The sequence below is a fragment of the Gryllotalpicola protaetiae genome (genome assembly GCF_003627055.1).
GTDB classification, from domain to species: domain Bacteria; phylum Actinomycetota; class Actinomycetes; order Actinomycetales; family Microbacteriaceae; genus Gryllotalpicola; species Gryllotalpicola protaetiae.
Genome location: NZ_CP032624.1, coordinates 2754377 through 2780343 on the forward strand (window position 1 = coordinate 2754377; position 25967 = coordinate 2780343).

General features: G+C 69.4%; 27 protein-coding genes. 20 read left to right on the forward strand and 7 right to left on the reverse strand.

The window, feature by feature from the left end:
- Positions 1-30: 30 nt before the first annotated feature.
- On the reverse strand, positions 31-567 hold the full coding sequence (gene cysE, locus D7I44_RS13340; RefSeq protein WP_120789944.1) for a serine O-acetyltransferase: 537 nt from the start codon (positions 565-567) through the stop codon (positions 31-33).
- On the reverse strand, positions 568-1512 hold the full coding sequence (cysK, locus tag D7I44_RS13345) for a cysteine synthase A (RefSeq protein ID WP_120789945.1): 945 nt from the start codon (positions 1510-1512) through the stop codon (positions 568-570). It abuts the gene before it with no gap.
- 36 nt (positions 1513-1548) lie between these two features.
- On the opposite strand from cysK, the gene prmC reads away from it, so the two are divergent.
- On the forward strand, positions 1549-2418 hold the full coding sequence (prmC, locus tag D7I44_RS13350; protein WP_245979627.1) for a peptide chain release factor N(5)-glutamine methyltransferase: 870 nt from the start codon (positions 1549-1551) through the stop codon (positions 2416-2418).
- Between the two features lie 195 nt (positions 2419-2613).
- Here the strand turns inward: prmC and D7I44_RS13355 are convergent, their stop codons facing one another.
- The 3 genes from D7I44_RS13355 to D7I44_RS13365 are packed head-to-tail and all read right to left on the reverse strand — an operon-like array spanning position 2614 to position 5364.
- Positions 2614-3579 carry a TetR/AcrR family transcriptional regulator gene (locus D7I44_RS13355; protein ID WP_120789947.1) on the reverse strand — a complete coding sequence of 322 codons (966 nt, stop codon included), beginning with the start codon at positions 3577-3579 and terminating at the stop codon, positions 2614-2616.
- A gap of 52 nt (positions 3580-3631) precedes the next feature.
- The gene (locus tag D7I44_RS13360; RefSeq protein WP_120789948.1) at positions 3632-4426 is read right to left on the reverse strand and encodes an ABC transporter permease; all 795 of its coding nucleotides are present in this window, start codon (positions 4424-4426) and stop codon (positions 3632-3634) included.
- Entirely contained in the window at positions 4423-5364 is a 942-nt protein-coding gene (locus D7I44_RS13365) for an ATP-binding cassette domain-containing protein (protein ID WP_120789949.1), read from the reverse strand. The genes D7I44_RS13360 and D7I44_RS13365 overlap by 4 nt, the downstream gene beginning before the upstream one ends.
- A gap of 199 nt (positions 5365-5563) precedes the next feature.
- Between D7I44_RS13365 and D7I44_RS13370 the strand changes: the two genes are divergently transcribed.
- The 12 genes from D7I44_RS13370 (at position 5564) to D7I44_RS13425 (ending at position 15883) form a co-directional block, all read left to right on the forward strand.
- Complete coding sequence (locus D7I44_RS13370) at positions 5564-6376, forward strand: L-threonylcarbamoyladenylate synthase (RefSeq protein WP_120789950.1); 813 nt, start codon at positions 5564-5566, stop codon at positions 6374-6376.
- A gap of 6 nt (positions 6377-6382) precedes the next feature.
- Positions 6383-7597: an MraY family glycosyltransferase gene (locus tag D7I44_RS13375; protein WP_120789951.1), complete on the forward strand. Its 1215-nt coding sequence runs from the start codon at positions 6383-6385 to the stop codon at positions 7595-7597.
- Positions 7594-8028: a Cg1360 family ATP-synthase-associated protein gene (locus tag D7I44_RS13380; RefSeq protein ID WP_120789952.1), complete on the forward strand. Its 435-nt coding sequence runs from the start codon at positions 7594-7596 to the stop codon at positions 8026-8028. The genes D7I44_RS13375 and D7I44_RS13380 overlap by 4 nt, the downstream gene beginning before the upstream one ends.
- A gap of 296 nt (positions 8029-8324) precedes the next feature.
- Positions 8325-9020, forward strand: a complete 696-nt coding sequence (gene atpB / locus D7I44_RS13385; protein ID WP_245979629.1) for a F0F1 ATP synthase subunit A — start codon at positions 8325-8327, stop codon at positions 9018-9020.
- 39 nt (positions 9021-9059) lie between these two features.
- Positions 9060-9272: a F0F1 ATP synthase subunit C gene (gene atpE, locus D7I44_RS13390; RefSeq protein WP_120789954.1), complete on the forward strand. Its 213-nt coding sequence runs from the start codon at positions 9060-9062 to the stop codon at positions 9270-9272.
- 28 nt (positions 9273-9300) lie between these two features.
- Complete coding sequence (locus D7I44_RS13395; RefSeq protein ID WP_120789955.1) at positions 9301-9864, forward strand: F0F1 ATP synthase subunit B; 564 nt, start codon at positions 9301-9303, stop codon at positions 9862-9864.
- Positions 9864-10658 carry a F0F1 ATP synthase subunit delta gene (locus D7I44_RS13400; RefSeq protein WP_120789956.1) on the forward strand — a complete coding sequence of 265 codons (795 nt, stop codon included), beginning with the start codon at positions 9864-9866 and terminating at the stop codon, positions 10656-10658. Before D7I44_RS13395 ends, D7I44_RS13400 begins: the two co-directional genes overlap by 1 nt.
- 47 nt (positions 10659-10705) lie before the next feature.
- Positions 10706-12340, forward strand: coding sequence for a F0F1 ATP synthase subunit alpha (gene atpA, locus D7I44_RS13405; RefSeq protein ID WP_120789957.1), 1635 nt, complete (start codon positions 10706-10708; stop codon positions 12338-12340).
- Between the two features lie 2 nt (positions 12341-12342).
- Positions 12343-13245: a F0F1 ATP synthase subunit gamma gene (locus tag D7I44_RS13410; RefSeq protein WP_120789958.1), complete on the forward strand. Its 903-nt coding sequence runs from the start codon at positions 12343-12345 to the stop codon at positions 13243-13245.
- Between the two features lie 58 nt (positions 13246-13303).
- The gene (atpD, locus tag D7I44_RS13415) at positions 13304-14776 is read left to right on the forward strand and encodes a F0F1 ATP synthase subunit beta (RefSeq protein ID WP_120789959.1); all 1473 of its coding nucleotides are present in this window, start codon (positions 13304-13306) and stop codon (positions 14774-14776) included.
- Positions 14777-14779: 3 nt separating this feature from the next.
- The gene (locus D7I44_RS13420; RefSeq protein ID WP_120789960.1) at positions 14780-15046 is read left to right on the forward strand and encodes a F0F1 ATP synthase subunit epsilon; all 267 of its coding nucleotides are present in this window, start codon (positions 14780-14782) and stop codon (positions 15044-15046) included.
- A 78-nt stretch (positions 15047-15124) separates the two neighbouring features.
- A complete protein-coding gene (locus D7I44_RS13425) occupies positions 15125-15883 on the forward strand; it encodes a YaaA family protein (RefSeq protein ID WP_120789961.1) in 759 nt (252 codons plus the stop codon).
- A gap of 186 nt (positions 15884-16069) precedes the next feature.
- On the opposite strand, the gene D7I44_RS13430 is transcribed toward D7I44_RS13425, so the two are convergent.
- Both D7I44_RS13430 and D7I44_RS13435 read right to left on the reverse strand, forming a co-directional pair.
- Positions 16070-16678, reverse strand: a complete 609-nt coding sequence (locus D7I44_RS13430) for a DNA-3-methyladenine glycosylase I (RefSeq protein WP_120789962.1) — start codon at positions 16676-16678, stop codon at positions 16070-16072.
- On the reverse strand, positions 16675-17175 hold the full coding sequence (locus D7I44_RS13435; RefSeq protein WP_120789963.1) for a methylated-DNA--[protein]-cysteine S-methyltransferase: 501 nt from the start codon (positions 17173-17175) through the stop codon (positions 16675-16677). The genes D7I44_RS13430 and D7I44_RS13435 overlap by 4 nt, the downstream gene beginning before the upstream one ends.
- A 118-nt stretch (positions 17176-17293) precedes the next feature.
- Between D7I44_RS13435 and D7I44_RS13440 the strand changes: the two genes are divergently transcribed.
- The 7 genes from D7I44_RS13440 to D7I44_RS13470 all read left to right on the forward strand — a co-directional run bounded on the left by D7I44_RS13440 (position 17294) and on the right by D7I44_RS13470 (position 25938).
- Positions 17294-18352 carry a dipeptidase gene (locus D7I44_RS13440; protein ID WP_120790959.1) on the forward strand — a complete coding sequence of 353 codons (1059 nt, stop codon included), beginning with the start codon at positions 17294-17296 and terminating at the stop codon, positions 18350-18352.
- Positions 18353-18386: 34 nt separating this feature from the next.
- Positions 18387-19358, forward strand: a complete 972-nt coding sequence (locus D7I44_RS13445; protein WP_120789964.1) for an aldo/keto reductase — start codon at positions 18387-18389, stop codon at positions 19356-19358.
- A 161-nt stretch (positions 19359-19519) separates the two neighbouring features.
- The gene (locus tag D7I44_RS13450; protein WP_120789965.1) at positions 19520-20182 is read left to right on the forward strand and encodes a TetR/AcrR family transcriptional regulator; all 663 of its coding nucleotides are present in this window, start codon (positions 19520-19522) and stop codon (positions 20180-20182) included.
- The gene (locus D7I44_RS13455; protein ID WP_120789966.1) at positions 20176-21906 is read left to right on the forward strand and encodes an ABC transporter ATP-binding protein; all 1731 of its coding nucleotides are present in this window, start codon (positions 20176-20178) and stop codon (positions 21904-21906) included. Before D7I44_RS13450 ends, D7I44_RS13455 begins: the two co-directional genes overlap by 7 nt.
- Entirely contained in the window at positions 21903-23921 is a 2019-nt protein-coding gene (locus D7I44_RS13460; protein WP_120789967.1) for an ABC transporter ATP-binding protein, read from the forward strand. The genes D7I44_RS13455 and D7I44_RS13460 overlap by 4 nt, the downstream gene beginning before the upstream one ends.
- A gap of 100 nt (positions 23922-24021) precedes the next feature.
- On the forward strand, positions 24022-25107 hold the full coding sequence (locus D7I44_RS13465; RefSeq protein ID WP_162940279.1) for a DUF4192 family protein: 1086 nt from the start codon (positions 24022-24024) through the stop codon (positions 25105-25107).
- Positions 25108-25182: 75 nt separating this feature from the next.
- Complete coding sequence (locus D7I44_RS13470) at positions 25183-25938, forward strand: HAD-IIB family hydrolase (RefSeq protein WP_120789969.1); 756 nt, start codon at positions 25183-25185, stop codon at positions 25936-25938.
- The last annotated feature ends 29 nt before the right edge of the window (positions 25939-25967 follow it).

Consider the following 25967-nt stretch of genomic DNA (forward strand, 5'->3'; position numbering starts at 1 on the left):
CGCACCGCTCGATCGCGTTGAGATGGCGCGCTACACGTGCTCGTTGCGGTTGATCGCCGGGATGCCGGTCAGCACCGAGTGCTCGGGGAAGTCGTGCGTCACGACCGCGTTGACCCCGATCTGGCTGTGCGAGCCGATCGAGATGTCGCCGATCAGCTTCGCTCCCGCGCCGATGACGACGTCGTCGCCGATCGTGGGGTGCCGCTTGTCGTTCTGGCCCCGCTTGTTCCCGCCCAGCGTCACTCCATGGTAGATCAGCACGTCGTTGCCCACGACGGCGGTCTCGCCGATGACGGTTCCCATGCCGTGGTCGATGACCACCCGGCGGCCGATGACGGCCCCCGGGTGGATCTCGACGCCGGTCACCGACCGGGTGAACTGGGAGAGGAGGCGCGCGGCCAGCTTGAGGCCGGGTGCGCGCCACCAGCGGTGCGCGAGGCGATACGCCCAGATGGCGTGCATGCCTGAGTAGGCGAGCACGATCTCGGCGGCGTTGCGGGCGGCCGGGTCTCGATAGCGGACCGCCGCGACGTCCTCGCGCAGAGAGCGGAGCGGGTGGACCGGCACTTACGCGTCGGCCTCGGCGAGGTGCTTGTACAGCGCCGTCGAGAAGTAGCGCTCGCCCGTGTCGGGCACGACCGCGACGATGTTCTTGCCCGCGAACTCTGGCCGCTTGGCGAGCTGCACGGCGGCGTACACCGCGGCACCGGACGAGATGCCCGCGAACACGCCTTCCTCGGCGGCGAGGCGGCGCGCCGTCGCGATGGCGTCATCGCTCGGAACGGGGAAGACCTCGTCGTAGACGTCGGTGTCGAGCACCTCGGGGACGAATCCCGCGCCGATGCCCTGGATCTTGTGCGGGCCGTGGGCGCCGCCGCGCAGCACCTCGGTCTCGGCCGGCTCGACGGCCACGATGTGCACGTTCGGGTTCTGCTCCTTGAGGAAGCGGCCCGCACCGGTGATCGTGCCGCCCGTGCCGATGCCCGCGACGAACACGTCGACGTCGCCGCCGGTCGCGTCCCAGATCTCCGGGCCGGTGGTGTTGTAGTGGATGGCGGGGTTCGCCTGGTTCTCGAACTGACGGGCCCAGATCGCGCCGGGCGTCGACGCGACGATCTCCTGCACCTTGGCGATCGAGGACTTGATGCCCTCGGCGCCCGGGGTGAGCACGACCTCGGCGCCGAACGCACGGAGGATCAGGCGGCGCTCGATGCTCATCGTGTCGGGCATGACGAGGATCGTCTTGTAGCCGCGCGCGGCGCCGACCATCGCGAGACCGATGCCGGTGTTGCCGCTGGTCGCCTCGACGATGGTGCCACCCTCGGTGAGAGCGCCGTCGGCCTCGGCCGCGTCGACGATCGCGACCGCGATGCGGTCCTTGACGCTGGAGGCGGGGTTGAAGAACTCGAGCTTCGCGAGCACTGTCGCGGGCGCGTCGTCAGTGACGCGGTTCAGCTTGACGAGGGGCGTTCCGCCCACCGCCTTGGTGATGTCAGGAAGAATCTCGGCCATACGGGAAAGCCTATTGTTGCTGGGGTTATGAACACGATGTCCGTTACGTTCCGAGCACTGCTCGCCGAGGTCACAGAGCAGCTTTTGACCGCTGGGGTGACCACACCGGGGGTCGATGCGGCGCTGCTCATCGGATTTGTGACGGACGCCTCGCGCGGGCGCGTGCAGGCGATGGCGTTGACGGATGCCTCGGCCGACGCCTCCGTCGTCGAGAGGGTGCGCACGCTCGCCGCCCGGCGGGCTGCGCGCGAGCCGCTGCAGCACATCACGGGCACAGCGGCGTTCCGTTCGCTGGAGCTCGCGGTCGGGCCCGGTGTGTTCGTTCCGCGCCCCGAGACCGAGCAGGTCGCGCAGTTCGCGATCGACGCGCTGCGCGGGTCGGCCTCGCCCGAGCCTCTCGCCGTCGACCTCGGCACGGGCAGCGGCGCGATCGCGCTCTCGCTCGCAGTCGAGGTGCCGCACGCGCGGGTGTTCGGCGTCGAGAAGTCGACAGAGGCGCTGCCATGGACGAGGCGGAACTTCCAGGCATCCGGCGCCTCGAATGCCACCCTGGTCGAAGGCGACCTGGCAGATCCCGCGCTGCTTTCCGAGCTCGGCGGACGTGTCGACGTGGTGATCTCGAACCCGCCGTATGTCCCGCAGGACGCGATTCCGCGCGACCCCGAGGTGCGGCTGTTCGACCCGGCGATGGCGCTCTACGGCGGCCCTGACGGGCTCGACCTCGTGCGCGCGCTGTCGCGCACCGCGCTGCGACTCGCGCACCCGGGCGCGCTGCTCGTGATCGAGCACGGCGAGCTGCAGGGCGCCGACATCCGCGCCTTGCTCGCGGCGGACGGCTGGCGCGCCCCCGCCACGCACCCGGATCTCACCGGCCGCGACCGCGCGACCACCGCCCTGCGCCCATAGGCGCCGCCCCAGTGCGCGCGCCCGCCTCGCGCCCAGAGGCGCCGCCTGCACGGCACACACCCGCCTTGCGCCAAAGGCGTCGCCCGCAAGCGCCCGCCCGCCCGTCGCGCGCGTAGGAACTGGCCCTAGTTCGCACGCTCGCCCCTACAAAACGACTGGTTCGATAGGGGAAATCGTGCGTTCTACGCACCGCCCCTATCCGCGGTTGGCCCGCGCGCGCGCCCGCTCGCGCTCAGCGCGAGCCGCCTCCCGCTCGGCGGCTGCAGCAGCCCGCTCGCGCGCGTTCTTCAGCGCCTCGAGCTCGTGCTTCTGCGCCTCGCGCAGCGACTTCTCGGCCTCGCGCCGGCGCTGCACGGCATCCTTCACCTTCTGGTCCTTCGCGTAGTGCACGAGGTCCGGGTCTGGGGCGGCGACCGGCTCGGCGGCGCCCGCCTTCTTCGCGGCGAGATACGCCGCGATCCCGTCGAGGATCCGCTCGAGCCCGAATCCGGCGTCGTCGAACTCGCGGTCCGAGAGCTGCCCGGCATCCAACACCTTGCGCAGCTCGGGGTATTCGGCGGGGTCGAGCAGCTCGCGCAGCGCGCTCTCATAGGCTTCGCCCGTCGCCTGCTCGACCGGCACACCCGCCGACGCGATCTGATGCTGGATCGCCACCGCGACCCGGGCGTGGTTCGCGACCACGAGGATCGTGGCCATCTTCTCGAGCGCGGAGAGCGGGGTGCGCGCAAGCGCTGCGAGGGCGGCGTCGAGCGTGCGCAGCTCGTTGGGCATCATCGGGATTCCCGTGATCGGCAGCTCCGTCATCCACGGGTGCGCGCCCAGCTGGGCCATCATCGCCCGCGTCCAGGTGCGCAGCTCCGCGCGCCAGTCCTCGCCGGCTGCCGCCGGCACGTCGATGCCAGAGACCGCGTCCTGCATGAGCTTCAGCAGGTCGTCTTTCGCGGTGACGTAGCGGTACAGCGACATGGTCGTGTACCCGAGCTCCTGCGCGACCCGCGCCATCGACACGGCGCCGAGCCCCTCCGAGTCGGCGAGGCCGACGGCGACCTCGACGATCCGCTCGATCGAGAGCTCTCGCCGCGGCCCGCGCTGGGGATTAGCCGCAACGCCCCACGCCAGGGCGATGGCGTGGGGCAGTGCGGGCTCAGACTGGTCGGCCATGTCGGCCAGTCTAGGAACGAGCCAGGGTGGGCTGGGCGGGTTGAAGGGGGAGTCAGGCAAGCGTGCGCCTGCGATAGACGATGACGGATGCCACGACTGCCGCCGCCCCGAGCGAGATCAGCCACGCGAGGGCTGCGGCGACCGTGCCCGCGTCGGGGGCGCCGGCCAGCAGCCCGCGCGCGGTCTCGATGATCGGCGTGAACGGCTGGTGCTCGGCGAAGCCGCGCAGCCAGTGCGGCATGGTGTCCACCGGCACGAACCCGCTCGACATGTACGGCACGAACAGGAACACGAAGTTCACCGACTGAGCGGCGTCGACAGAGAGCGTGAGCCCGGCAAGACAGGTGAGCCAGGTGAACGACAGGGCGGCGAGCGCCAGGTAGGCCCACACCAGCACCCAGTCGCCGACGCCGGCGGCCGGCCGCCAGCCGAGCGCCACGGCGACGAGCACGACGGGGACGCACGCCACGAGGTTGCGCAGCACCCCGGCCACGACGTGCCCGAGCAGCACGGCCGGCTCGAACATGGGCAGCGTCTTGAACCGGTCGATGACGCCGGCCGCCATGTCCTGCGCGACGGTGACCGCTGTGAACGACGCCCCCATGCCGACGCACATGATGAGCACGCCGGGCACCACGTAGTCGACGTAGTGACCCGTCCGGTCGACGGCGCCGCCGAAGATGACGACGAAGACGAGCATGACGACGGTCGGCAGCAGCAGGCTCGAGAACAGGCTGTCGAAGCTGCGCAGCGTGCGGCGCAGTTCGCGCCCGATGAGCCGGGTGGTGTCGCCGACGGGACGGAAGCCGGCGCGGGTCGGCGCCGGGGGAGTGCCGAGAGCGGTCATGCCGCCACCTCCTGCGATTCGGGCTCGCGCCCGGTGAGGGTGAGAAAGACGTCGTCGAGCGTCGGCCGGTCGATGCGCACATCGGCGACGGCGGCGCCGGGTGCGGCGTCGAAGAACGCGCGCAGGGTGCCTGCGGCGTCGGTGGTCGCGATCGCGACGGTCAGCGATTCGAGATCGACGGATGCCTGGGGCGCCGCCGCCCGCGCCAGCTCGAGCGACTCGTGGTCGGCGAGCGAGACCACGACCCGGTCGCTGTCGACCCGGCGCTTGAGCTCCTCCGGCGAGCCGTGTGCGATGACCGCGCCCCGGTCGAGCACGACCACGTCGTCGGCGAGCGCGTCGGCCTCGTCGAGGTACTGCGTCGTGAGCAGCACGGTCGTGCCGGCGCCGACGAGCTCGCGGATCGACCGCCACACCTGCGTGCGGCTGCGCGGGTCGAGCCCGGTGGTGGGCTCGTCGAGCACAAGCACCTCCGGGCGCGGCAGCAGGCTGATCGCGAGATCGAGGCGGCGGCGCATGCCGCCGGAGTAGGTGGAGACGCGCCGGCCCGCGGCATCCGTCAGCTCGAAGTCGTCGAGCAGCTGCGCGACCCGCGTGCGTGCGCCGCGGCCGCGCAGACCGGCGATGCCCGCCATCAGCGCGAGGTTCTCGCGGCCGGTGAGGAAGCCGTCGACCGCGGCGTACTGACCGGTGAGGCTGAGGCTGCGGCGCACGGCGGCGGGGGAGCGGCTGACGTCGTGCCCGCACACGCGGGCCGTGCCGCCATCGGACGGCAGCAGCGTCGACAGGATGCCGACCGTGGTGGTCTTGCCGGCGCCGTTCGGCCCGAGCAGTGCGAGGACGGTGCCGCGCACCGCGTGGAAGTCCACGCCGTCGAGCACCCAGCGGCGGCCGTAGCGCTTGCGCAGCGCGTCGACCTCGATCGCGGGGGAGTCCATGTCGACCCTTTCTGTGTATTCCGCAGATTGTGTGTATTGCATACGCAATGCGTAGACCATAAACAGTTGTGGGTGCCGTGTCAACCTTCCCTGTGCGCGCGGGTGAAATCGCGTGTCCGCGGGCGCAGCTTCTCCCGCGCACGTGTCGCATCACCCGCGCACAGGGGACGCAGGGGGTGGCCGATAGACTTCGGAGGTCATGCCCTCGATCTACGACTGCTCCGACCCCGACGAGCTGCTCACCGGCACACGCCTCGCCCGCCAGGCGCTCGGCCGCGGTGAGCTCGTCGTGATCCCCACCGACACGGTCTACGGTGTCGCCGCCGACGCGTTCAACGCGGCTGCCGTGCAGAGCCTGCTCGACGCCAAGGGGCGCGGCCGTCAGTCGCCGCCGCCCGTGCTGATCCCCGACCTCAAGACGCTCGACGCGCTCGCCGCGACCGTTCCCGACGAGGCTCGGCAGCTCGCCGAGGCGTTCTGGCCGGGCGGCCTCACGATCGTCTTCAACGCGCAGCCGTCGCTCGTGTGGGACCTCGGCGAGACGCGCGGCACGGTCGCTCTGCGCATGCCCGACCACAAGCTCACCCTCGAGCTGCTCGGTGAGACCGGGCCGCTCGCCGTCTCCAGCGCCAACAAGACCGGCCTGCCTGCTGCCAAGACCGCCGTCACCGCCGAGGAGATGCTCGGCGACGCCGTCGCCGTCTACCTCGACGCGGGTCTCGCGGGCGCCGCGTACGACGGTGTGACCGAGTCGGGCGCGAGCGAGTCGTCGACGATCGTCGACGTCACGGGGCTCGCCGACGGGCGCGGCGTGCGGATTCTGCGGCAGGGCGTCGTCTCCGCCGACGAGCTGCGCGCGGTCATCGGCGACAAGCTGCAGACGGCCGAGCAGGTCTCGGCCGTGTCGGGCGATGAGGGTGCTGACCCGGTGGGTCAGCACTCGCCGGACGCCGAGCAGGCTGTGCCTGCGAGGGATGAGCTCCCGCCGGAGCCGGCCGATCCGGAGGCCTGACGCCCCATGACCCTTCTCGCGCTGCTCGGTCTCTTCACCGCGCTCGTGACCTTCGGGCTGTCGTTGGCCGTCTACCGCTTCGCGCTGCGCTTCAAGCTGTACCCGGCGATCCGCGAGCGCGACGTGCACACGCGCCCGACCCCGCGGCTCGGCGGGGTCGCGATGTTCCTCGGCGTGCTGATCGCGTTCGGCGCCGCGTGGCTGTTCTCGGCGCACTTCTCGCTGCTCTCGATCGTCTTCAACGACCCGAAGCCCATCCTCGGCATCCTCGGCGGCAGCCTGCTGATCGTCGTGATCGGCGTCATCGACGACCTCGTCGACCTCGACTGGATGACGAAGCTCGCCGGCCAGTTCGTCGCTGCGGGTCTCGTGGCGTGGTCGGGGGTCCAGATCCTGTCCCTGCCGCTCGGCGGCCTCACCGTCTGGTCGCCGCTGACCAGCGTGATCATCACGGTGATCGTCGTGGTGCTCACGATGAACGCCATCAACTTCATCGACGGACTCGACGGGCTCGTCGTCGGCGTCGCGATCATCGCGAACTGCGTCTTCCTCGTGTACACCTACTCGATCACGGTGCGCACCAGCCCGCTCAACTACTTCTCGCTGGCATCCGTCATCACCGCGATCCTGATCGGCGCCTGCGTCGGATTCCTGCCGCTCAACTGGCACCCCGCGCGCATGTTCATGGGCGATGCCGGGGCGCTGCTCGTCGGCCTGCTGATGGCCGCGAGCGCCGTGACGGTGACGGGGCAGTTCGACCCGTCGACGCTGCAGCATGTCGTCGGGCGCACCCACCTGGTGTCGGCGTTCCTGCCGATCGTGCTGCCGCTCGCCGTGCTGATCGTGCCGTTCCTCGACTTCGGGCTTGCGGTGATCCGCCGCGTGAACGCGGGGCGCTCGCCCATGGCGGCCGATCGCAAGCACCTGCACCACCGGCTGCTCGACATGGGGCACTCGCATTTCCACGCCGTGCTGATCTTCTACGCGTGGACGGCGGTCGCCTCGATCGGCATGCTGCTGTTCTCGTTCGCCCCCGTCGTGCCGGTGTGGGCCGCGATCGTCTTCGTCGTCGTCGGGCTGCTCGCGTGCACCGCGGTCACCCTTGCGCCGCTCGGCCGCCGCCGCGCTGTCATGGCCGCGGAGTCGCACATCGCCGAGCCCACGATCAGAGCGGCGGATGCCTCGGCCGAGGCTCCCGTCGCACACAAGGAGGCCTCGTGACCCCCAAGACCCTCACTCCCGCGCAGGTCATGCAGCGCGCGATGCTGTGGAATTTCGTGGCTGCAGGCGCCGTCGCGGTGATCGCAGGCGTGATCGGCGGCCTGGTCGCCGGCGGCACCGGCGCCCTCAGCGGGCTGATCGGCGCCGCGATCGTCGCCGCGCTGACCGCGATCACGGCCACGAGCATCCGCATCGCGGGCAGGCGCGCCACCGGGCCGGAGCACGCGCTCGTGTTCGTCGGCCTGATCACCGGCGGCTGGCTGCTCAAGCTCATCGTCTTCATCGCGCTCGCCCTGACGTTGCGGGGTCAGGCCTGGATCGACCCCACCGTGCTGTTCCTCACGATCATCGTCGGCATCGTCATCACCCTCGTCATCGAGGTCGTGATCGTGGCCCGCAGCCGCGTGCTCTACGTGCCGGATGCACCGTGAGACGAGGCCGTTCCGCCCACTCGCCGAGAATTTGTCGGCGTACACCCGGTCTAGTAGGCTGACAGCAATCACACTGCGCACCGATTCTTTCTGGTGCCTTTCGGTGAGCAGAAAGACTCCATCGGAATCAAGAGCGATCTCCGATGTCCCAACAGGAGATAACGCTGATTTCGAACGCTGTACTCGCGCTGGGGCAAGTCGTTTCCGCTGATGGCGGCGGCTTCCAAGGTCCGTCTATCGACGACTTCTTTCCGAACGCGGTCCTTTTCGCCGGCACGCCTTTCGCGCTGAACCGCGTGCTGCTTGTCCGCCTCTTCGCAACGGCGGTGATCGTCGCGATCCTCTGGATCGGGTCGAGCCGCCTCAAGGTCGTCCCGTCGCGCGGGCAGGCCGCGTGGGAGTTCCTCATCGACTTCCCGCGCGTCAGCATCGTCAACGACACGCTCGGCGAGAAAGACGGCAAGCGGTTCATGCCGCTGATCATGGCGATGTTCTTCGGGACCCTCGCCTGGAACCTCACGGGTGTCATCCCCGGTCTGCAGATCGCCTCGACCGGCCTCATCGGCCAGGCGCTCATCATGGCGGCGATCGCCTATGTGACCTTCATCTACGCAGGAATCCGAAAGCACGGCACCGGCGGCTTCATCGCCCACTCGCTGTGGCTCCCGGGTGTGCCGATCGCGATCAAGCCCGTGATCGCGGTGCTCGAGTTCCTCTCGACCTTCATCGTCCGCCCGGTCACCCTGACTCTGCGACTCACGATGAACATGGTCGCCGGCCACATGCTCCTCGCGCTGTGCTTCCTCGCGACGAACTTCTTCTTCTTCACCGTGCTCGCCGGCGGCAACCCCCTCGGCCTGCTCGGCATCGGAAGCTTCGCGTTCGGCATCGCCTTCACGGTGCTGGAGCTCTTCGTGGGCGCGCTGCAGGCATACATCTTCGCAATCCTCACCGCCATCTACATCCAGATGGCCATCGCCGACGAGCACTGAGCTCGACGGCACAACAGGACACCCTGAAAGGAACAACAAATGGTCGGTAATATCGCACCGCTCGCCTTCGGCCTCGCAGTCATCGGCTCGGCCATCGGCGTCGGCCTCGTCGTCGGCAAGACGATCGAGTCCGTCGCTCGCCAGCCCGAGCTCGCCGGGCGCCTCCAGACCCTGATGTGGATCGGTATCGCGCTGACGGAGGCCCTGTGCTTCATTGCGATCGGTGTTGCCTTCATCCCGTTCCCGTCCTAAATCCTGCAGCCACCGTTAGGGAGTGAGTATGTCTCACGCATTGATCCTCGCGGCTGACCAGGGGTCGACCTCGCACAGCGTGCTCGTTCCCGAGTTGCCCGACCTGGTGTGGGGAACCATCGCGTTCCTCGCCGTTCTGGCTGTGCTGATCTGGAAGGTCCTGCCCGCCGTCAACAAGGCGCTCGACGCCCGTCGTGACGCGATCCAGGGCAACATCGAGCGCGCCGACGAGGCCCAGGACAAGGCGAACGCGCTGCTCGAGCAGTACACCGCCCAGCTGGCAGACGCTCGCAGCGAGGCCGCGGTCATCCGCGAGCAGGCACGTGAAGACGGTAAGCGCATCGTCGCCGAGCACAAGGACCAGGCCACTGTCGAGGCGGCCCGCGTCACCGCGAACGCGCAGGCGCAGATCGCGGCCGAGCGCAAGGCCGCGGCATCGCAGCTGCGCACCGAGGTCGGCTCCCTCGCGATCGATCTCGCCTCGGGTGTCATCGGCGAGTCCCTGAAGGACGACGCGAAGGCCAGCAGCGTGGTCGACCGCTTCCTCGCAGAACTCGAGGCGAGCGAGGGCAAGGCAGGGGCGCAGGCCTAATGGGCAGCGCCACCCGGAGCGCGGCCGTCGTGCTGCGCGACGCGCTCGCCCAGCAGGGCGGCGCGGCCGACCTCGCCGTCGCGGAGGAGCTGTTCTCCATCGCGCGCCTCGTCGGTTCCTCGCTGCAGCTGCGCAACACCATCGCAGACCCGACCGCCGACCCTGCCGAGAAGGCGGCGCTGACCGAGCGCATCTTCGGCGGGAAGGTCGCCGCATCGACGCTCGCCATCCTCAAGACCGCCGTCCAGCAGCGCTGGTCCGCGTCGGCGGACCTGGCAGAGGGGCTGGAAGAGGTCGGCGTGCGCGCCATCGCGCAGAACTCCGCGGATGCCGAGCGCCTCGGCGACGAGCTGTTCGCCGTTTCAGGGGCGGTCTCGTCCGACGCGGAGCTCGAGCTCGCGCTGCGCAGCAAGCTCGCCGGCGCTGACGCGAAGGTCGGCGTCGTCGACCGCCTTCTCACGGGCAAGGTCTCCGCGGGCACGGTCGCCATCGTGAGCCAGCTCGTCGCCGACCCGCGCGGTCGAAGCATCCGCGAATCCCTCCGCTGGGCGCAGCAGACGATCGCCGACCAGCGCGACGCGGTGCTCGCGGTCGTCACCACCGCGCAGCCGCTGACCGCGGCCCAGCTCGGTCGTCTCCGCGACGTGTTCGCGGCGCGTTACGGCAAGGCGGTCGCACTCAGCACCGTCATCGACGCCTCGCTCATCGGCGGCCTGCGCGTGCGGGTCGGCGACGACGTCATCGACTCGAGCATCGCAACGCGTCTCTCAGACGTGCGGCTGCAGCTCGCATAACCGGTCTTCACCATTGAGGCCAGCGCCTCGCTAATCAAAGGAACAACATGGCAGACATCTCCATCAGCCCCGATGAGATCAGGGACGCGCTGAAGGACTTCGTCACGTCGTACGAGCCCAGCAAGGCTGCCGCCACCGAGGTCGGTCATGTGCTCGACGCGGCTGACGGCATCGCGCACGTCGAGGGACTCCCCGGCGTCATGGCGAACGAGCTCATCCGCTTCGCCGACGGCACGCTCGGCCTGGCGCTGAACCTCGACGAGGACGAGATCGGCGTCGTCGTGCTCGGCGAGTTCGCCGGCATCGAAGAAGGCCAGGAAGTCACCCGCACCGGTGAGGTCCTCTCCGTCGCCGTCGGCGACGGGTACCTCGGCCGCGTGGTCGACCCGCTCGGCAACCCGATCGACGGCCTCGGCGACATCGTCACCGACGACCGCCGCGCACTCGAGCTGCAGGCGCCCGGCGTCATGCAGCGCAAGTCGGTGCACGAGCCGATGCAGACCGGCATCAAGGCCATCGACGCGATGATCCCGATCGGTCGCGGCCAGCGCCAGCTCATCATCGGCGACCGCCAGACCGGCAAGACGGCGATCGCGATCGACACGATCATCAACCAGAAGGCCAACTGGGACTCCGGTGACCCCGACAAGCAGGTGCGCTGCATCTACGTCGCGATCGGCCAGAAGGGCTCGACCATCGCCTCGGTGAAGGGCGCCCTCGAAGAGGCCGGCGCGATGGAGTACACGACCATCGTCGCAGCGCCGGCCTCCGACCCCGCCGGCTTCAAGTACCTCGCCCCCTACACCGGCTCGGCCATCGGCCAGCACTGGATGTACGGCGGCAAGCACGTCCTGATCATCTTCGACGACCTGACCAAGCAGGCCGAGGCGTACCGCGCCGTGTCGCTCCTGCTGCGCCGCCCGCCGGGCCGCGAGGCATACCCCGGCGACGTCTTCTACCTGCACTCGCGTCTGCTCGAGCGTTGCGCGAAGCTGTCCGACGAGCTCGGCCACGGCTCGATGACCGGTCTTCCGATCATCGAGACGAAGGCGAACGACGTCTCGGCGTACATCCCGACCAACGTGATCTCGATCACCGACGGCCAGATCTTCCTGCAATCCGACCTGTTCAACGCGAACCAGCGCCCCGCGGTCGACGTGGGCATCTCGGTCTCGCGCGTCGGTGGCGACGCGCAGCTGAAGCACATCAAGAAGGTCTCGGGCACGTTGAAGCTGGAACTGGCCCAGTACCGCTCGCTGCAGGCGTTCGCGATGTTCGCCTCCGACCTCGACGCGGCTTCGCGTCGACAGCTCGAGCGCGGTGCGCGCCTGACCGAGCTGCTGCGCCAGCCGCAGTACTCGCCGTACCCGGTGGAGGAGCAGGTCGTCTCGATCTGGGCCGGCACCAACGGCAAGCTCGACGACATCGCGGTGGAGGACATCCTGCGCTTCGAAGGCGAGCTGCTCGGCCACCTGCGTCGCAACACCACGGTGCTCGACACCCTGCGCGAGACCGGCCAGCTCTCTGACGAGACCGTCGCCGAGATCTCCTCCCAGATCGACACGTTCAAGCTCGAGTTCCAGACCGGCAAGGGCCAGCCCCTCGACGCGCCTGGCACGGAGCAGCACGCGGCCCTCGAGGCCGATGCTGTCGAGCAGGAGAAGATCCCCGGGAGCAACTAGGCATGGGCGCTCAGCTTCGCATCTACCGGTCGAAGATCCGGTCCGCGCAGACGACGAAGAAGATCACCCGCGCGATGGAGCTCATCAGCGCGAGCCGGATCGCCAAGTCGCTTGCGCGGGTGAACGAGGCCGCTCCCTACACCGAGGAGCTCTCGAAGGCGGTGGCGCTCGTCGCCCACCGCTCGAACGTGCAGCACCCGCTGACGACCGAGCCCGAGCAGATCGGCCGCTCGCTCATCGTGGTGTACACGTCCGACCGCGGTCTCGCCGGCGCGTTCAACTCGCAGGTGATCCGCCAGGCGATGCAGCTCGAGACCCTGCTCACCGAGCAGGGCAAAGAGGTCGTGTACTTCCTGGTCGGTCGCAAGGCCGTCGGTTACTTCGCGTTCCGGCGCCGGGAGTACCTCGAGAGCTGGACGGGTGAGACCGACCAGCCCACGTTCGAGCTCGCGAAGGAGATCAGCGACAAGCAGATCGAGCTCTTCACGCGTCCGGAGTCGGAGGGCGGCGTCAGCGAGATCCACGGCGTCTTCAACCGGTTCGTGAGCTCGATCACCCAGGTGCCGACGGTCCGTCGCCTGCTTCCCCTCGAGATCGAGGGCAAGCTCGAAGACGAGACCCTGCCGGACGCCGACGGTGTGCCGCCGCTCTACGAGTTCGAGCCCGACGCCCAGACCGTGCTCGACCAGCTGCTGCCGGCATACGTCGAGAGCCGCGTGTTCTACGCGCTGCTCCACTCGGCGGCGTCGAAGCACGCTGCGACGCAGAAGGCGATGAAGTCGGCATCCGACAATGCGGACAAGCTGATCACCAACTACACGCGCCTCGCCAACAACGCACGTCAGGCCGAGATCACTCAGCAGATCTCCGAGATCGTCGGCGGCGCCGACGCGCTCGCCTCCTGACACCACACGGGCTGTCCGAGAGACAGACACGCTGTTTGACCAACAGAGAGAGACAACAATGACCATCACCGCCGAGACCCCCGGCACCGACGCCAAGGTGACCCCCGGCGTCGGCCGTGTGGCGCGCGTCACCGGCCCCGTCGTGGACATCGAGTTCCCGCACGACTCGATCCCCGAGATCTACAACGCCCTCAAGACCACCATCAATTTCACCGGTGACGAAGAGGAAGCCCACGAGATCACGCTCGAGGTCGCCCAGCACCTCGGTGACGACCTCGTGCGCGCCATCTCCCTGAAGCCGACGGACGGCATCGTCCGCGGCCAGGAGGTGCGCGACACCGGCGCAGCGATCTCCGTGCCCGTCGGCGACGTGACCAAGGGCCGCGTCTTCGACGTCACAGGCGAGATTCTGAACGCCCAGCCCGGCGAGAAGATCGAGATCACCGAGCGCTGGCCGATCCACCGCAAGGCGCCGTCGTTCGACCAGCTCGAGTCGAAGACCCAGATGTTCGAGACCGGCATCAAGGTCATCGACCTGCTGACGCCCTACGTGCTGGGCGGCAAGATCGGCCTGTTCGGCGGCGCGGGCGTCGGCAAGACGGTCCTCATCCAGGAGATGATCCAGCGCGTCGCGCAGGACCACGGCGGTGTGTCGGTGTTCGCCGGCGTCGGCGAGCGTACCCGTGAGGGCAACGACCTCATCCACGAGATGGAGGAGGCCGGCGTCTTCGACAAGACCGCCCTGGTCTTCGGCCAGATGGATGAGCCGCCGGGGACGCGTCTGCGCGTCGCCCTCTCGGCGCTGACCATGGCCGAGTACTTCCGCGACGTCCAGAAGCAGGACGTGCTGCTGTTCATCGACAACATCTTCCGCTTCACGCAGGCGGGGTCCGAGGTCTCGACGCTGCTCGGCCGCATGCCCTCCGCGGTGGGCTACCAGCCGAACCTCGCCGACGAGATGGGCGTTCTGCAGGAGCGCATCACCTCGACGCGCGGTCACTCGATCACCTCGCTGCAGGCGATCTATGTGCCGGCTGACGACTACACCGACCCGGCCCCGGCCACCACGTTCGCGCACCTCGACGCGACCACCGAGCTCTCGCGTGAGATCGCCTCGCAGGGCCTCTACCCCGCGGTCGACCCGCTGAGCTCGACCTCGCGCATCCTCGACCCGCGCTACATCGGCGAGGACCACTACCGCGTGGCCACGAACGTGAAGCAGGTCCTGCAGAAGAACAAGGAGCTGCAGGAGATCATCGCAATCCTCGGTGTCGACGAGCTCTCCGAAGAGGACAAGATCACGGTCGAGCGTGCTCGCCGCATCCAGCAGTTCCTCTCGCAGAACACCTACATGGCGAAGAAGTTCACCGGTGTCGAGGGCTCCACGGTCCCCATCAAGGACACGATCGAGTCGTTCGACGCGATCACCCGCGGTGACTTCGACCACGTCGCCACCCAGGCGTTCTTCAACGTCGGCTCCATCTCCGACGTGGAAGAGAAGTGGGCGCAGATCCAGAAGGAGAACGCGTAAGCCATGGCGAAGCTGCTCAACGTCAGCGTCGTCGCGGCTGACCACAAGGTGTGGTCGGGCGAGGCCTCGATGGTCGTGGCGAAGACCACGATTGGCGAGATCGGCGTGCTCGCCGGTCACGAGCCGGTGCTCGCCCTGCTCGCCAGGGGCGGTCAGGTGCGGCTGACGCTGCCGGGCGGCGAGCGCATCACGGCGAACGCCGAAGGCGGCTACTTCTCGGTCGCGGCTGACATCGTCACGATCGTCGCGTCGCAGGCCGAGTTGGTTTAGCCGGAAGACTGTCTCTCTCAACGGAAGTCCCGCCCCGCTCGCCGGGGCGGGACTTCCGCGTTCCCGTCAGGAATCCTCGTGCTGCTCTTGCTGCCTCCGTCTGAGACGAAGCGCGCGGGCGGTGCGCCCGGCACGCGGCTCGCGCTCTCGGAACTGCGCTACCCGATGCTGACGGATGCCAGGCGAGCCACCCTCGACGCGGTGACCGCCCTCGCGCACGACCACGAGGCGGCCGTCAAAGCGCTGAAGCTCGGCGTGAAGCAGCACCACGAGGTGGCGAAGAACCGGGTGCTCGAGACCTCAGAGGTGCTGCCGGCGGCCGACCGCTACACGGGTGTGCTCTACGACGCCCTCGACGCGGCGACGCTGCCAGAGCACGCGCGTGAGCGGCTCGGCCGGCACGTCGTCATCCATTCCGCCGTGCTGGGCCCGATCGGCGCGCTCGACGGGATCCCGGACTACCGGCTCTCGCACGACTCTCGGCTTCCGGGTGTGCGGCTGCGGGCGCTGTGGGCGGATGCCGCGGCCGGGGCGCTCGGCGGCGAGAGCGGCCTCGTGCTCGACGCGCGCTCGCAGGGCTATGCGGCGCTCGGGCCCGCGCCGCATGCGGTCTGGCTCGAGGTCGTCGCCGAGGGACCGGACGGACGCCGCCGCGCCCTCAACCACTTCAACAAGCACGCCAAGGGCGAGCTCGCGCGCGCCTACGCGCTGAGCGGTGAGCACCCGGGCACCGTTCGGGAGCTCGTCGACTGGGGTGCAGCGCACGGCTTCCGCCTTGAGGCCGGCACCCCCGGCCCCGCGGGCGCAGGATCGCGGCTGGTGCTCATCACCGCCTGACGCCCCGCGGCCGGCTCGACCCGTATGTGGGGGGCTTGCGAGGCATCACAGGAAGTGAGCTATGCTCATTCCAAGTCAGGCCGAGGAGCACGCGCGAATCGGTCGCCGCCTCGCGTTCTCCCTCGAAAGCCGTGCTCTGCGGTCGGGCAGCAGCGTGGCGCGCGGGGCGATGGGAACGGTGCGCGTCTAGGGGTGCGCCTCGGCCTGACTGACAGCCCGTGCGCGCCAGCAGCCGGCGACGTGGTCGTCGACCAGCCCCGCCGACTGCATCATCGCGTACATCGTCGTCGGGCCGACGAATCGGAACCCGCGCCTCCGCAGCTCTTTGCTGAGCGCCGTGCTCTCGGGCGTGACCGCCGGCACGTCGAGGAAGGAGGCCGGCCTGGGTCGCGAGCCGGGTTCGGGCGCGAACGACCACACCAGCTCGACGAGCGGCTCGTCGAGCGCCAGCAGGGCGCGAGCGTTGCCGATCGTCGCCTCGATCTTGCCGCGGTGGCGGATGATCCGCTCGTCACCGAGCAGCCGCTCGACATCGGCCTCGCCATAGGCGGCGACGGTCGCAGGGTCGAACCCGTCGAATGCGGCGCGGAAGCCCTCGCGGCGGCGCAGGATCGTGATCCACGACAGCCCGGCCTGGAAGCCCTCTAGGCAGATCTTCTCGAACAGCCGCCGCTCGTCTTTCAGCGGGAAGCCCCACTCGTCGTCGTGGTAGGCGACGTATTCGGGGGAGGAGACCGCCCAGGCGCAGCGCGGCTTGCCGTCTGCGCCCTCTACGGCGTCGCGATAGCCGCTCATGCGGCGAGGGTGATGCCCTCGTGGGCGAGCAGCCAGAGCTTGGTCGGAATGCCGTCGCCGCCGCTGTAGCCGGTCACTCTGCCGTTCGACGACAGCACGCGGTGGCAGCCGATCAGCAGGGGAACCGGATTGGCGCCGACGGCCCCGCCGACGGCGCGCCCCGCGGTCAGCAGGCCCAGCTCGAGCCCGATCTCGCCGTAGGAGGTGAACTCGCCGAACGGCAGCTTCGCGAGGATCGCCCAGACGGACTTCTGGAAGTCGGTGCCCGCGAGGTGCAGTGGCACGTCGAACGTGGTGCGCGACCCGGCGAAGTACTCGCCGAGCTGCCGCACCGCCTCGTCGAGCACGGCGTTCGAGTTCTCGGGAAGGGTCTCGAGAGGAAGGCGCCCTTCGCGGGCGATCGACAGCGAGGTCACGGCGTCGCCGTCGCTGGTCAGCTCGAGGCGGCCGATGGGCGAATCGGTGCGCGCCAGGAAGAGGGGAATCGCGGTGGTCATATCTCGACAGTAACCGCGGCCGCCGACACCGGCTCGCGGGAATCGGACATCGGTTGAGAATGCCGCACCGCGGGCAGCTGTGCTGGGGAAGATCGGCGCAACGCAGCAGGATGGGGGCATGACCGCTGCCGACGCCACTGCCCGAGACGCGCTCGCCAGGCATCCGATCGTCGATGGCCACAACGACTGGCCGTGGGCTCTGCGCGAGGGGCGCGACTCCTCTCTCGACGGCCTCGACAGCGACCAGAGCGACGACTTCCACACCGACGTGCCGCGCCTTGCCGCAGGGGGAGTGGGCGGCCAGTTCTGGTCGGTCTACGTCGAAGACCGCCGTGCCGGCGCCGAGCATGTGCGCGAGACGCTCGAGCAGATCGACGTCGTGCACCGGCTCGCAAGACGATACCCCGACCACTTCACCCTCGCCCGCAGCGCAGCCGACTTCGAGGAGGCGCGCAGCCGCGGCACGGTCGCGAGCTTCCTCGGCGCAGAGGGCAGCCACCAGCTCGACGGCTCGCTCGCGGTGCTGCGCCAGTACGCGCGCCTCGGCGTGCGCTACCTCACCCTCACGCACTGGCTGACGAGCGAGTTCGCGGATTCCGCGACCGACGACCCGCAGCACGGCGGCCTCTCCGACCGGGGCCGCGAGCTCGTGCGCGAGCTAGGCCGCCTGGGCATGCTCGTCGACCTGTCGCACGTCGCGACGACCACGATGCATGACGCGCTCGACGAGGCATCCGCCCCCGTCATCTTCAGCCACAGCTCGTGCCGGGCCGTCACCGACCACGTGCGCAACGTGCCCGATGACGTGCTCGAGCGGATTCCCGGCAATGACGGCGTCGTGATGATCACCTTCGTCCCTCAATTCGTCTCAGACGAGTACCGCCTGTGGCTCGCCGGCGGCCGCGAGGGCGACAAGCCGCGGGTCACGGTGGCCGACGTCGCCGACCATGTCGAGCACGCGCGGGCGGTCGCGGGCGTCGACCACCTCGGCCTCGGCGGCGACTTCGACGGCACCCCCGACCTGCCGAGTGGACTCGAGAGCGTCGCGGGCTACCCGAAGCTGCTCGCCGAGCTCGCGCGCCGAGGCTGGTCGGCTGCCGACCTCGCGAAGCTCGCGGGCGGCAACATCATGCGGGTGGTGCGGGCGACGGATGCCGCGTTCCAGGCGTCCGCATAGCCGAACGGCCGCTCATCGAACCTAGGCTCGAGACATGGCAGAAATCGAATACCGCGCTCTCGGCCGCTCCGGCCTCGTCGTCTCGACCATCGGACTCGGCTGCAACAATTTCGGCCGCGCCGGCACCGTCACCGAGACGCAGGAGGGCACGAACGCCGTGATCGACGCCGCCGTCGACGCGGGCGTGACCCTGTTCGACACGGCCGACATCTATGGCGCGCAGCGTGGCCTCTCCGAGACGCTCATGGGCAACGCTCTCGCGGGCAAGCGCGACCGCATCGTGCTCGCCACCAAGTTCGGCATGGACATGGCGGGCGCGAACGGCCCCGATTGGGGCGCCCGCGGCTCGCGCCGCTATGTGCGCCGCGCGGTCGAGGGCTCGCTGACCCGCCTCAGGACCGACTGGATCGACCTCTACCAGCTGCACCGGCCCGACGGTGTAACGCCGATCGAAGAGACGCTCGCCGTGCTCGACGACCTCATCGGCGAGGGCAAGGTGCGCTACATCGGCCACTCGAATCTGAGCGGGTGGCAGATCGCGGATGCCGAGTACCAGGCGGCGCTCGCCGGGCATCCCAAGTTCATCTCGGCCCAGAACGAATACAACCTGCTCACCCGCGGCGCCGAGCGCGAGGTGCTGCCGGCCGTGAACGAGTACGGCCTCGGGTTCCTGCCGTTCTTCCCGCTGCAGAACGGGCTGCTGACCGGCAAGTTCACGCGCGACGGCGGCCCCGCCGACAGTCGCATCATGCAGCAGCGCAGGCATCTCGTCGACGACGCCCCATGGGACCTTCTCGACGAATATCAGGCATTCGCCGACGCACGCGGCATCACGATGCTCGAGGCGACGTTCGGCTGGCTGCTGGCCCAGCCGGGGCTCACCTCGGTGATCGCGGGCGCGACGAAGGCCGAGCAGGTGCACGCCAACGTGGCAGCGGCCTCGGCCTGGCATCCCTCGCCGGATGAGGTCGCCGACATCTCGCGCCTCTTCGCCGCGTTCGTGTAGCCGGACGGGCTCTCTCTGCCTTTGCCCTTGCTCCTTCGCCGCCGAGGGGTGCGCTCGGGTCGCAGCAGCCGCGAAGACGGAGCCCGGACGCACCCCTCGGAGCAGCGGGTCGAACGGCAGACCGTATTGCCGAGTGAGTACTCACTCACTAGAGTGAGCGAGTGACCACGACGGATGCTTCGCCCGAGGCGGCTCCCGCGCGGCGCGCCCCCGCGATGAGCCCGGAGGACCGGCGCGCGCAGATCGTCGACGCGACGATCCCGCTCGTGCTCGCCGCGGGCGCCGCAGTGACGTCGAAGCAGATCGCCGAGGCCGCCGGGGTGGCCGAGGGCACTGTGTTCCGCGCATTCGGCGACAAGGACGCCGTGATCGACGCGGCTGTCGCGAAGTACCTCGATCCGGCGCCGCTGCGCGTGCGCCTCGGGGCCATCGACCCAACCCTGCCGCTCGAGTTCAAGGTGCGCCAGGTGCTCTCCATGCTCCAGGAGCGCTTCCAGGGCGTCTTCGCGATGATGACGGCCGTCGGCATGCGCGAGCGGCCGCCCGTGCCGCGCGACACGGGCGACGGCTACGCGCAGATCATCGCCGAGCTCTTCGCGCCCGACATCGAGCGGCTCGGCATCGCGCCAGATCGGATCGGGCCGTTCCTGCGCGCCCTGTCCTTCGTCACCTCCATCGGCCCGTTCCAGGCCTCCGGCCCCATCGAGATCGACGAGCTCGTCGACCTCGCCCTTCATGGGATCGTCGGCGATGGAGCCGCCCGCCAGGCATCCGCCACCCAGGCATCCGCCACCCCTACCGAAACCAAGGAAGATCGATGCTGATCACCCTGCTGCGCCGCCATCTCGGCCCGCATTGGAAGCTGCTCGTCGGGGTGCTGGTGTTCCAGCTCGCCCAGTCGCTTGCGGCGCTCTATCTGCCGACGCTCAACGCCAACATCATCGACAACGGCGTCGCCAAGGGCGACACCGGCTACATCATGCGCATCGGCGCGTGGATGCTGCTCGTGACGCTGGTGCAGGTCGCGTGCTCGATCACCGCGGTGTACTTCGGTGCCCGTGCCGCCATGAGCCTCGGTCGCGACCTGAGGCTCAACGTGTTCACCCGCGTCGGCGAGTTCAGCGAGCGCGAAGTGCAGGTGTTCGGCGCGCCGAGCCTGATCACACGGTCGACGAACGACGTGCAGCAGGTGCAGATGCTCGTGCTGATGAGCTGCACCATGATGGTCTCCGCCCCGATCACCGCGATCGGCGGTGTCATCCTCGCGATCCAGCAGGACGCGGACCTGTCGTGGATCATCGCCGTCGCGGTGCCCGTGCTGCTCGTGTGCGTCGGCGCCGTCGTCAGCCGCATGGTGCCGTGGTTCCGGAAGATGCAGAAGCGCATCGACGCGGTGAACAGGGTGCTGCGCGAGCAGCTGACCGGCATCCGCGTCGTCCGCGCGTTCGTGCGCGAGGACATCGAGACGAAGCGCTTCGAAGATGTGAACTCCGATGTCATGGAGGCGGCCCTCAACGCCGGCCGCTGGATGACGACGATGTTCCCCATCGTCATGCTGATCCTCAACCTGTCGAGCGTCGCCGTGATCTGGTTCGGCGCGTTCCGTGTGCAGGACGGCATGCCGATCGGCGCGTTGACCGCGTTCCTCGCCTACCTGGCCCAGATTCTGATGTCGGTCATGATGGCGACGTTCATGGCGGTCATGGTGCCGCGTGCCGCCGTCTCGGCCACGCGCATCAGCGAGGTGCTCGACACCGAGCCGTCGGTCGCCCCGCCCGCGGCGCCCGTCACCGAGCTCGCCGAGCAGGGCACGATCGAGTTGTTCGAGGTCGGCTTCCACTATCCGGGCGCCGAGCAGCCCGTGCTCACCGACGTCTCGTTCCGGGCAGAGCGAGGCCAGACGCTCGCGATCGTCGGCTCGACGGGCGCCGGCAAGACGACCCTCGTGAGCCTGCTGCCGCGGCTGTTCGACGCGACGAGCGGCACCGTCTACATCGACGGCGTCGACGTGGCCGAGCTCGACCCCGAGCTGCTGTGGAGCCGCATCGGCCTCGTGCCGCAGAAGCCGTACCTGTTCTCGGGCACGGTGGCGAGCAACCTGCGCTATGGCAAGCCCGACGCGACGGAGGACGAGCTGTGGGCGGCGCTGCGCATCGCCCAGGCCGAGGGCTTCGTGCGCGAGATGGAGGGCGGCCTCGACGGGGCCATCGCCCAGGGCGGCACGAACGTCTCCGGCGGCCAGCGGCAACGGCTCGCGATCGCGCGCGCGCTCGTCAAGCGGCCGGAGATCTACGTGTTCGACGACTCGTTCTCGGCGCTCGACCTGGCGACGGATGCCCGGCTCCGCGCGGCCTTGAAGAGAGAGGTCGACGGCGCGACCTTCGTGATCGTCGCCCAGCGCGTGTCGACCATCGTCGAAGCGGACCGCATCATCGTGCTCGAAGACGGCCGCATCGTCGGCGCCGGAACGCACGAGGAGCTGCTCGCGGGCAACGAGACGTACGCCGAGATCGTGAGCTCGCAGCTCACCGCGGAGGAGGCGCGATGAGCGACAAGACCCCTGCCTCGGCCCCCGCGGGCCCCGCCGCCGACGCGCGGCCTGCCGGCCCACCCGCAGGCGCTCGCCGCGGCCCCATGGGCGGCGGCGGCCCGATGGGCATGGCGCTGCCCGGCGAGAAGGCGTCGAGCTTCGGGCCGAGCGCGAGGCGGTTGCTCGGCCGGCTGCGCGGCGAGCGACTGGCGGTCGTTCTCGTGGCGGTCCTGGGCGCGGCATCCGTGGCCTTCACCGTCATCGGACCCAAGCTGCTCGGTGACGCGACCAACATCGTGTTCGCCGGGTTCATCGGCCGTCAGTTCACCCACCTGCCGGCCGGCACGACCAAGGCGGAGGTGATCGCCGGGCTCGAGAAGCAGGGCAACACCCAGATGGCCGATCTGCTGCGGCACATCGACTTCACTCCAGGTCAGGGCATCGACTTCACCTCGCTCGCGCACCTGCTGATGTGGGTGCTGCTGCTCTATGTCATCGCCGCGTTCTTCGGCTGGGCGCAGGGGTGGATCATGAACGGCGTCGTCGCGCGCACCACGTTCGCGCTGCGGCAGGACGTCGAGGCGAAGATCCACCGGCTGCCGCTCTCGTATTTCGACCGGATGCCGCGCGGCGAGCTGCTCTCGCGTGTGACCAACGACATCGACAACGTGCAGCAGAGCCTGCAGCAGACGATGAGCCAGCTGCTGCAGTCGCTGCTCACCGTGATCGGCGTCCTCGCGTTCATGTTCTGGACCTCGTGGCTGCTCGCGATCATCGCGCTCGTCACGATCCCGCTCACGATCGTCGTCACACAGCAGATCGCGAAGCGCTCGCAGAAGCAGTTCGTGGCGCAGTGGCGGCACATGGGCGAGCTCAATGCGCAGATCGAGGAGGCGTTCAGCGGCCACGCACTCGTCAAGGTGTTCGGGCGCCACCGCGAGGTCGAGGCGCGGTTCGCCGCGAAGAACGACGAGCTGTTCGGCGCGAGCTTCGGCGCGCAGTTCGTGAGCGGCATCATCATGCCGGCCATGATGTTCGTCGGGAACCTGATCTATGTCGTGATCGCCGTCGTCGGCGGGCTCTTGATCACGAGCGGGTCGCTGTCCCTCGGCAGCGTGCAGGCCTTCATCCAGTACTCGCGCCAGTTCACGCAGCCGCTCACCCAGCTCGGGTCGATGGCGAACCTGCTGCAGTCGGGCGTTGCGAGCGCCGAGCGCGTGTTCGAGCTGCTCGACGCCGACGAGCAGACGCCCGACGACATGGACGCCGAGCCTCTGCGCGAGGTCACGGGGCGCTTCGCCTTCGAGGACGTGGCGTTCGCGTACTCGCCGGACAAGCCGCTGATCACGAAGCTGAACCTGGTGGCGGAGCCGGGGCAGACGGTCGCGATCGTGGGGCCGACGGGTGCGGGAAAGACCACCCTCGTGAACCTCATGATGCGGTTCTACGACCCGGATTCCGGGCGCATCACGCTCGACGGCGTCGACACGCGCCACCTGCGCAGGCAGGAGCTGCGCGACGCGATGGGCATGGTCCTGCAGGACACCTGGCTGTTCGCGGGCACGATTCGCGACAACATCGCATACGGACGAACGGATGCCGCGGAGGACGAGATCCTCGCGGCGGCCCGCGCGGCGTATGTCGACCGCTTCGTGCACTCGCTTCCCGACGGCTACGACACCGTGCTCGAGGATGAGGGCGCCAACGTCTCGGCCGGCGAGAAGCAGCTGCTGACGATCGCGCGCGCGTTCCTGTCGCGGCCGTCTGTGCTGATCCTCGACGAGGCGACCAGCTCGGTCGACACGCGCACCGAGGTTCTGGTGCAGCAGGCGATGAGCGCGCTTCGCGCCGGGCGCACCTCGTTCGTGATCGCCCACCGGCTGTCGACGATCCGCGATGCCGACCTGATCCTCGTCATGGAGCACGGCGACATCGTCGAGCAGGGGACTCATTCGTCGCTGCTCGAGGCGGGCGGCGCATACGCGCGGCTGTACCAGGCGCAGTTCGCCGGGGCGGCGATCGACGAGGTGTAGCGCGGGTCTTTCCGCTCACAGGCGCTGGTGTGCCGCATCCGTGCCATCTCACGCCATTTTGTTGCAGATGGCAACGGATGCTGCGCGCAGTCTTGCCTGCATGACCCAGACCGCACCCCCCGACAGGCTCATCCGCCTGCGCTCCTCCCGCGACGTCGCCGCGGCCGTGCCGCACCTGCTCGGCTACCGGCCGCGCCGCAGCATCGTGCTCATCAACACCCACGCAGGCGGGCGCGTCTCCACGCTGCGGGTCGACCTGCCCGACCCGGCGCCGCCCGCGGCCGAGAAGCGCTACGTCACCTCGCTCGCGGGCATGCTGTGCAAGGTGCCCGATGTCGAGCGGACGCTGGTGGTGGTCTTCACCGACGGGCCGTTCGGCGCCGACGGCGACGTGGCTCGGGCGTCGCTGGTTCGCCCGCTGGTCAAGCGTCTGCTCGGCTCCGGGTTCGCCGTGCACGACGCGCTCTGCGTCGCCGACGATGCCTGGGGCGCGTATGACGGGCATGACGCGGGCATCGCGCACCGACTCGACGAGCTCGAAGAGGCGCCGCCCGGAGCCGAGGACTGCGAGCCGAAGGCGGCCCCCGACGAGCTCGCCGAGTTGCCGACGGCGGGGTATCTCGCCAGGCAGGCGTTCGAGCTCGCCCTTGATCGCCTGCTGCGCCGCGGGGTGATCATGCGCCCCGTCGTCGACGCCGAGGATGCGATCGCCCTCGACCCGCGTGCAGCGACCAGCGACGACTTCGCGGCGCTCATGCACGTGCTGATGCACCCCGAGCTGCGCGACGCCGTGCTGTTCACCTGGGCGTGGGGCGGCGACCGGGGTCTCGAGCTGCTCGATGAGGCCGAGCGCATCGACGACGGCGAGATCGGGCCGGGCGACGACACCATCGCGCTCGACCTGATGGGCATCGGCAGCGCGGAGCCACCTGACCGTGACCGCATCGCGCGGGCGATCACGCTCGTGTCGCGCCTCGCCGTTCTCGCGCCTGACGACATCGCGCACATTCCGCTCACCGTCCTCGCCTGGCTGCACTGGTCCCAGGGGCGCGGCTCGGTCGCGGGCCGCTTCGTCGGCCGGGCACGTGAGCTGGACCCGTCCTACGGCCTGGCCGAGCTGCTGCAGTCGGTGCTCACGCAGGGTCACCTGCCGAACTGGGCGTTCGTGATGCCGGAGGGCTGTTAGGGCGGACCCAGGGCGGGGAATCGGGTGCGATCGGTACGATGGCGGAGTCCCTTACCTCTATCGGAGAGCACCTGCATGACCATCGACGCCCAGCTCATCGCCTTCGATCTCGACGACACGCTGGCGCCCTCCAAGTCGCCTCTGCCTGACGCGGTGGCCTCGGTGCTCAGTCGCCTGCTCGAGCGCGCCGCGGTCGCGATCATCTCGGGCGGCCAGATCGGCCAGTTCCGTCAGCAGGTGATCGAGAGGCTGACGGATGCCTCGGCCGAAGGCCTCAGCCGGCTGCACCTCATGCCGGTGACCGGCACCCAGTACTGGCGCTTCGTCGACGGCGCTTGGGCCATGCAGTACGAGGACGGGCTGACGGAGGACGAGAAGTCGGCGGCGCTGTCGGCGATCGAGACGACCGCGAAGGAGTTCGGCTACTGGGAGAGCGAGACCTGGGGCCCGATCCTCGAAGACCGCGGCTCGCAGATCACCTTCTCCGCGCTTGGCCAGCAGGCGCCCGTCGACGCGAAGAAGGCCTGGGATCCCACGGGGGAGAAGAAGAACCGCCTCGCGGCATCCGTTCAGTCCCAGCTTCCGCAGCTCTCTGTCCGCTCGGGCGGCTCGACATCGATCGACATCACCCGCACGGGCGTCGACAAGGGCTACGCGCTCGAAAAGCTCGTCTCGGCGAGTGGCGTCGCGGTCGGCGACATGATCTTCGTCGGCGACCGCCTCGACCCAGACGGCAACGACTACCCCGTGGTGCGCACCGGCGTGCGCACCCACGCCGTCGCCGGCTGGGAAGAGACGGTCGCGTACCTCGAGGCCCTGCTCGCCGACTGACGCCAACAGCAGTCGTAGGAACCGGGCGC

Bases quoted from the DNA above. Each gene is read 5' to 3' on its own strand.
- D7I44_RS13365 (WP_120789949.1), bottom strand. From the start codon at position 5,364: ATGGACTCCCCCGCGATCGAGGTCGACGCGCTGCGCAAGCGCTACGGC.
- D7I44_RS13410 (WP_120789958.1), top strand. From the start codon at position 12,343: ATGGGCGCTCAGCTTCGCATCTACCGGTCGAAGATCCGGTCCGCGCAG.
- atpA (WP_120789957.1), top strand. From the start codon at position 10,706: ATGGCAGACATCTCCATCAGCCCCGATGAGATCAGGGACGCGCTGAAG.
- D7I44_RS13440 (WP_120790959.1), top strand. From the start codon at position 17,294: ATGACCGCTGCCGACGCCACTGCCCGAGACGCGCTCGCCAGGCATCCG.
- D7I44_RS13370 (WP_120789950.1), top strand. From the start codon at position 5,564: ATGCCCTCGATCTACGACTGCTCCGACCCCGACGAGCTGCTCACCGGC.
- D7I44_RS13460 (WP_120789967.1), top strand. From the start codon at position 21,903: ATGAGCGACAAGACCCCTGCCTCGGCCCCCGCGGGCCCCGCCGCCGAC.
- D7I44_RS13420 (WP_120789960.1), top strand. From the start codon at position 14,780: ATGGCGAAGCTGCTCAACGTCAGCGTCGTCGCGGCTGACCACAAGGTG.
- D7I44_RS13375 (WP_120789951.1), top strand. From the start codon at position 6,383: ATGACCCTTCTCGCGCTGCTCGGTCTCTTCACCGCGCTCGTGACCTTC.
- D7I44_RS13395 (WP_120789955.1), top strand. From the start codon at position 9,301: ATGTCTCACGCATTGATCCTCGCGGCTGACCAGGGGTCGACCTCGCAC.
- cysK (WP_120789945.1), bottom strand. From the start codon at position 1,512: ATGGCCGAGATTCTTCCTGACATCACCAAGGCGGTGGGCGGAACGCCC.
- D7I44_RS13355 (WP_120789947.1), bottom strand. From the start codon at position 3,579: ATGGCCGACCAGTCTGAGCCCGCACTGCCCCACGCCATCGCCCTGGCG.
- prmC (WP_245979627.1), top strand. From the start codon at position 1,549: ATGTCCGTTACGTTCCGAGCACTGCTCGCCGAGGTCACAGAGCAGCTT.
- atpD (WP_120789959.1), top strand. From the start codon at position 13,304: ATGACCATCACCGCCGAGACCCCCGGCACCGACGCCAAGGTGACCCCC.
- D7I44_RS13445 (WP_120789964.1), top strand. From the start codon at position 18,387: ATGGCAGAAATCGAATACCGCGCTCTCGGCCGCTCCGGCCTCGTCGTC.
- D7I44_RS13455 (WP_120789966.1), top strand. From the start codon at position 20,176: ATGCTGATCACCCTGCTGCGCCGCCATCTCGGCCCGCATTGGAAGCTG.
- D7I44_RS13465 (WP_162940279.1), top strand. From the start codon at position 24,022: ATGACCCAGACCGCACCCCCCGACAGGCTCATCCGCCTGCGCTCCTCC.
- D7I44_RS13430 (WP_120789962.1), bottom strand. From the start codon at position 16,678: ATGAGCGGCTATCGCGACGCCGTAGAGGGCGCAGACGGCAAGCCGCGC.
- D7I44_RS13470 (WP_120789969.1), top strand. From the start codon at position 25,183: ATGACCATCGACGCCCAGCTCATCGCCTTCGATCTCGACGACACGCTG.
- D7I44_RS13435 (WP_120789963.1), bottom strand. From the start codon at position 17,175: ATGACCACCGCGATTCCCCTCTTCCTGGCGCGCACCGATTCGCCCATC.
- D7I44_RS13400 (WP_120789956.1), top strand. From the start codon at position 9,864: ATGGGCAGCGCCACCCGGAGCGCGGCCGTCGTGCTGCGCGACGCGCTC.
- D7I44_RS13360 (WP_120789948.1), bottom strand. From the start codon at position 4,426: ATGACCGCTCTCGGCACTCCCCCGGCGCCGACCCGCGCCGGCTTCCGT.
- atpE (WP_120789954.1), top strand. From the start codon at position 9,060: ATGGTCGGTAATATCGCACCGCTCGCCTTCGGCCTCGCAGTCATCGGC.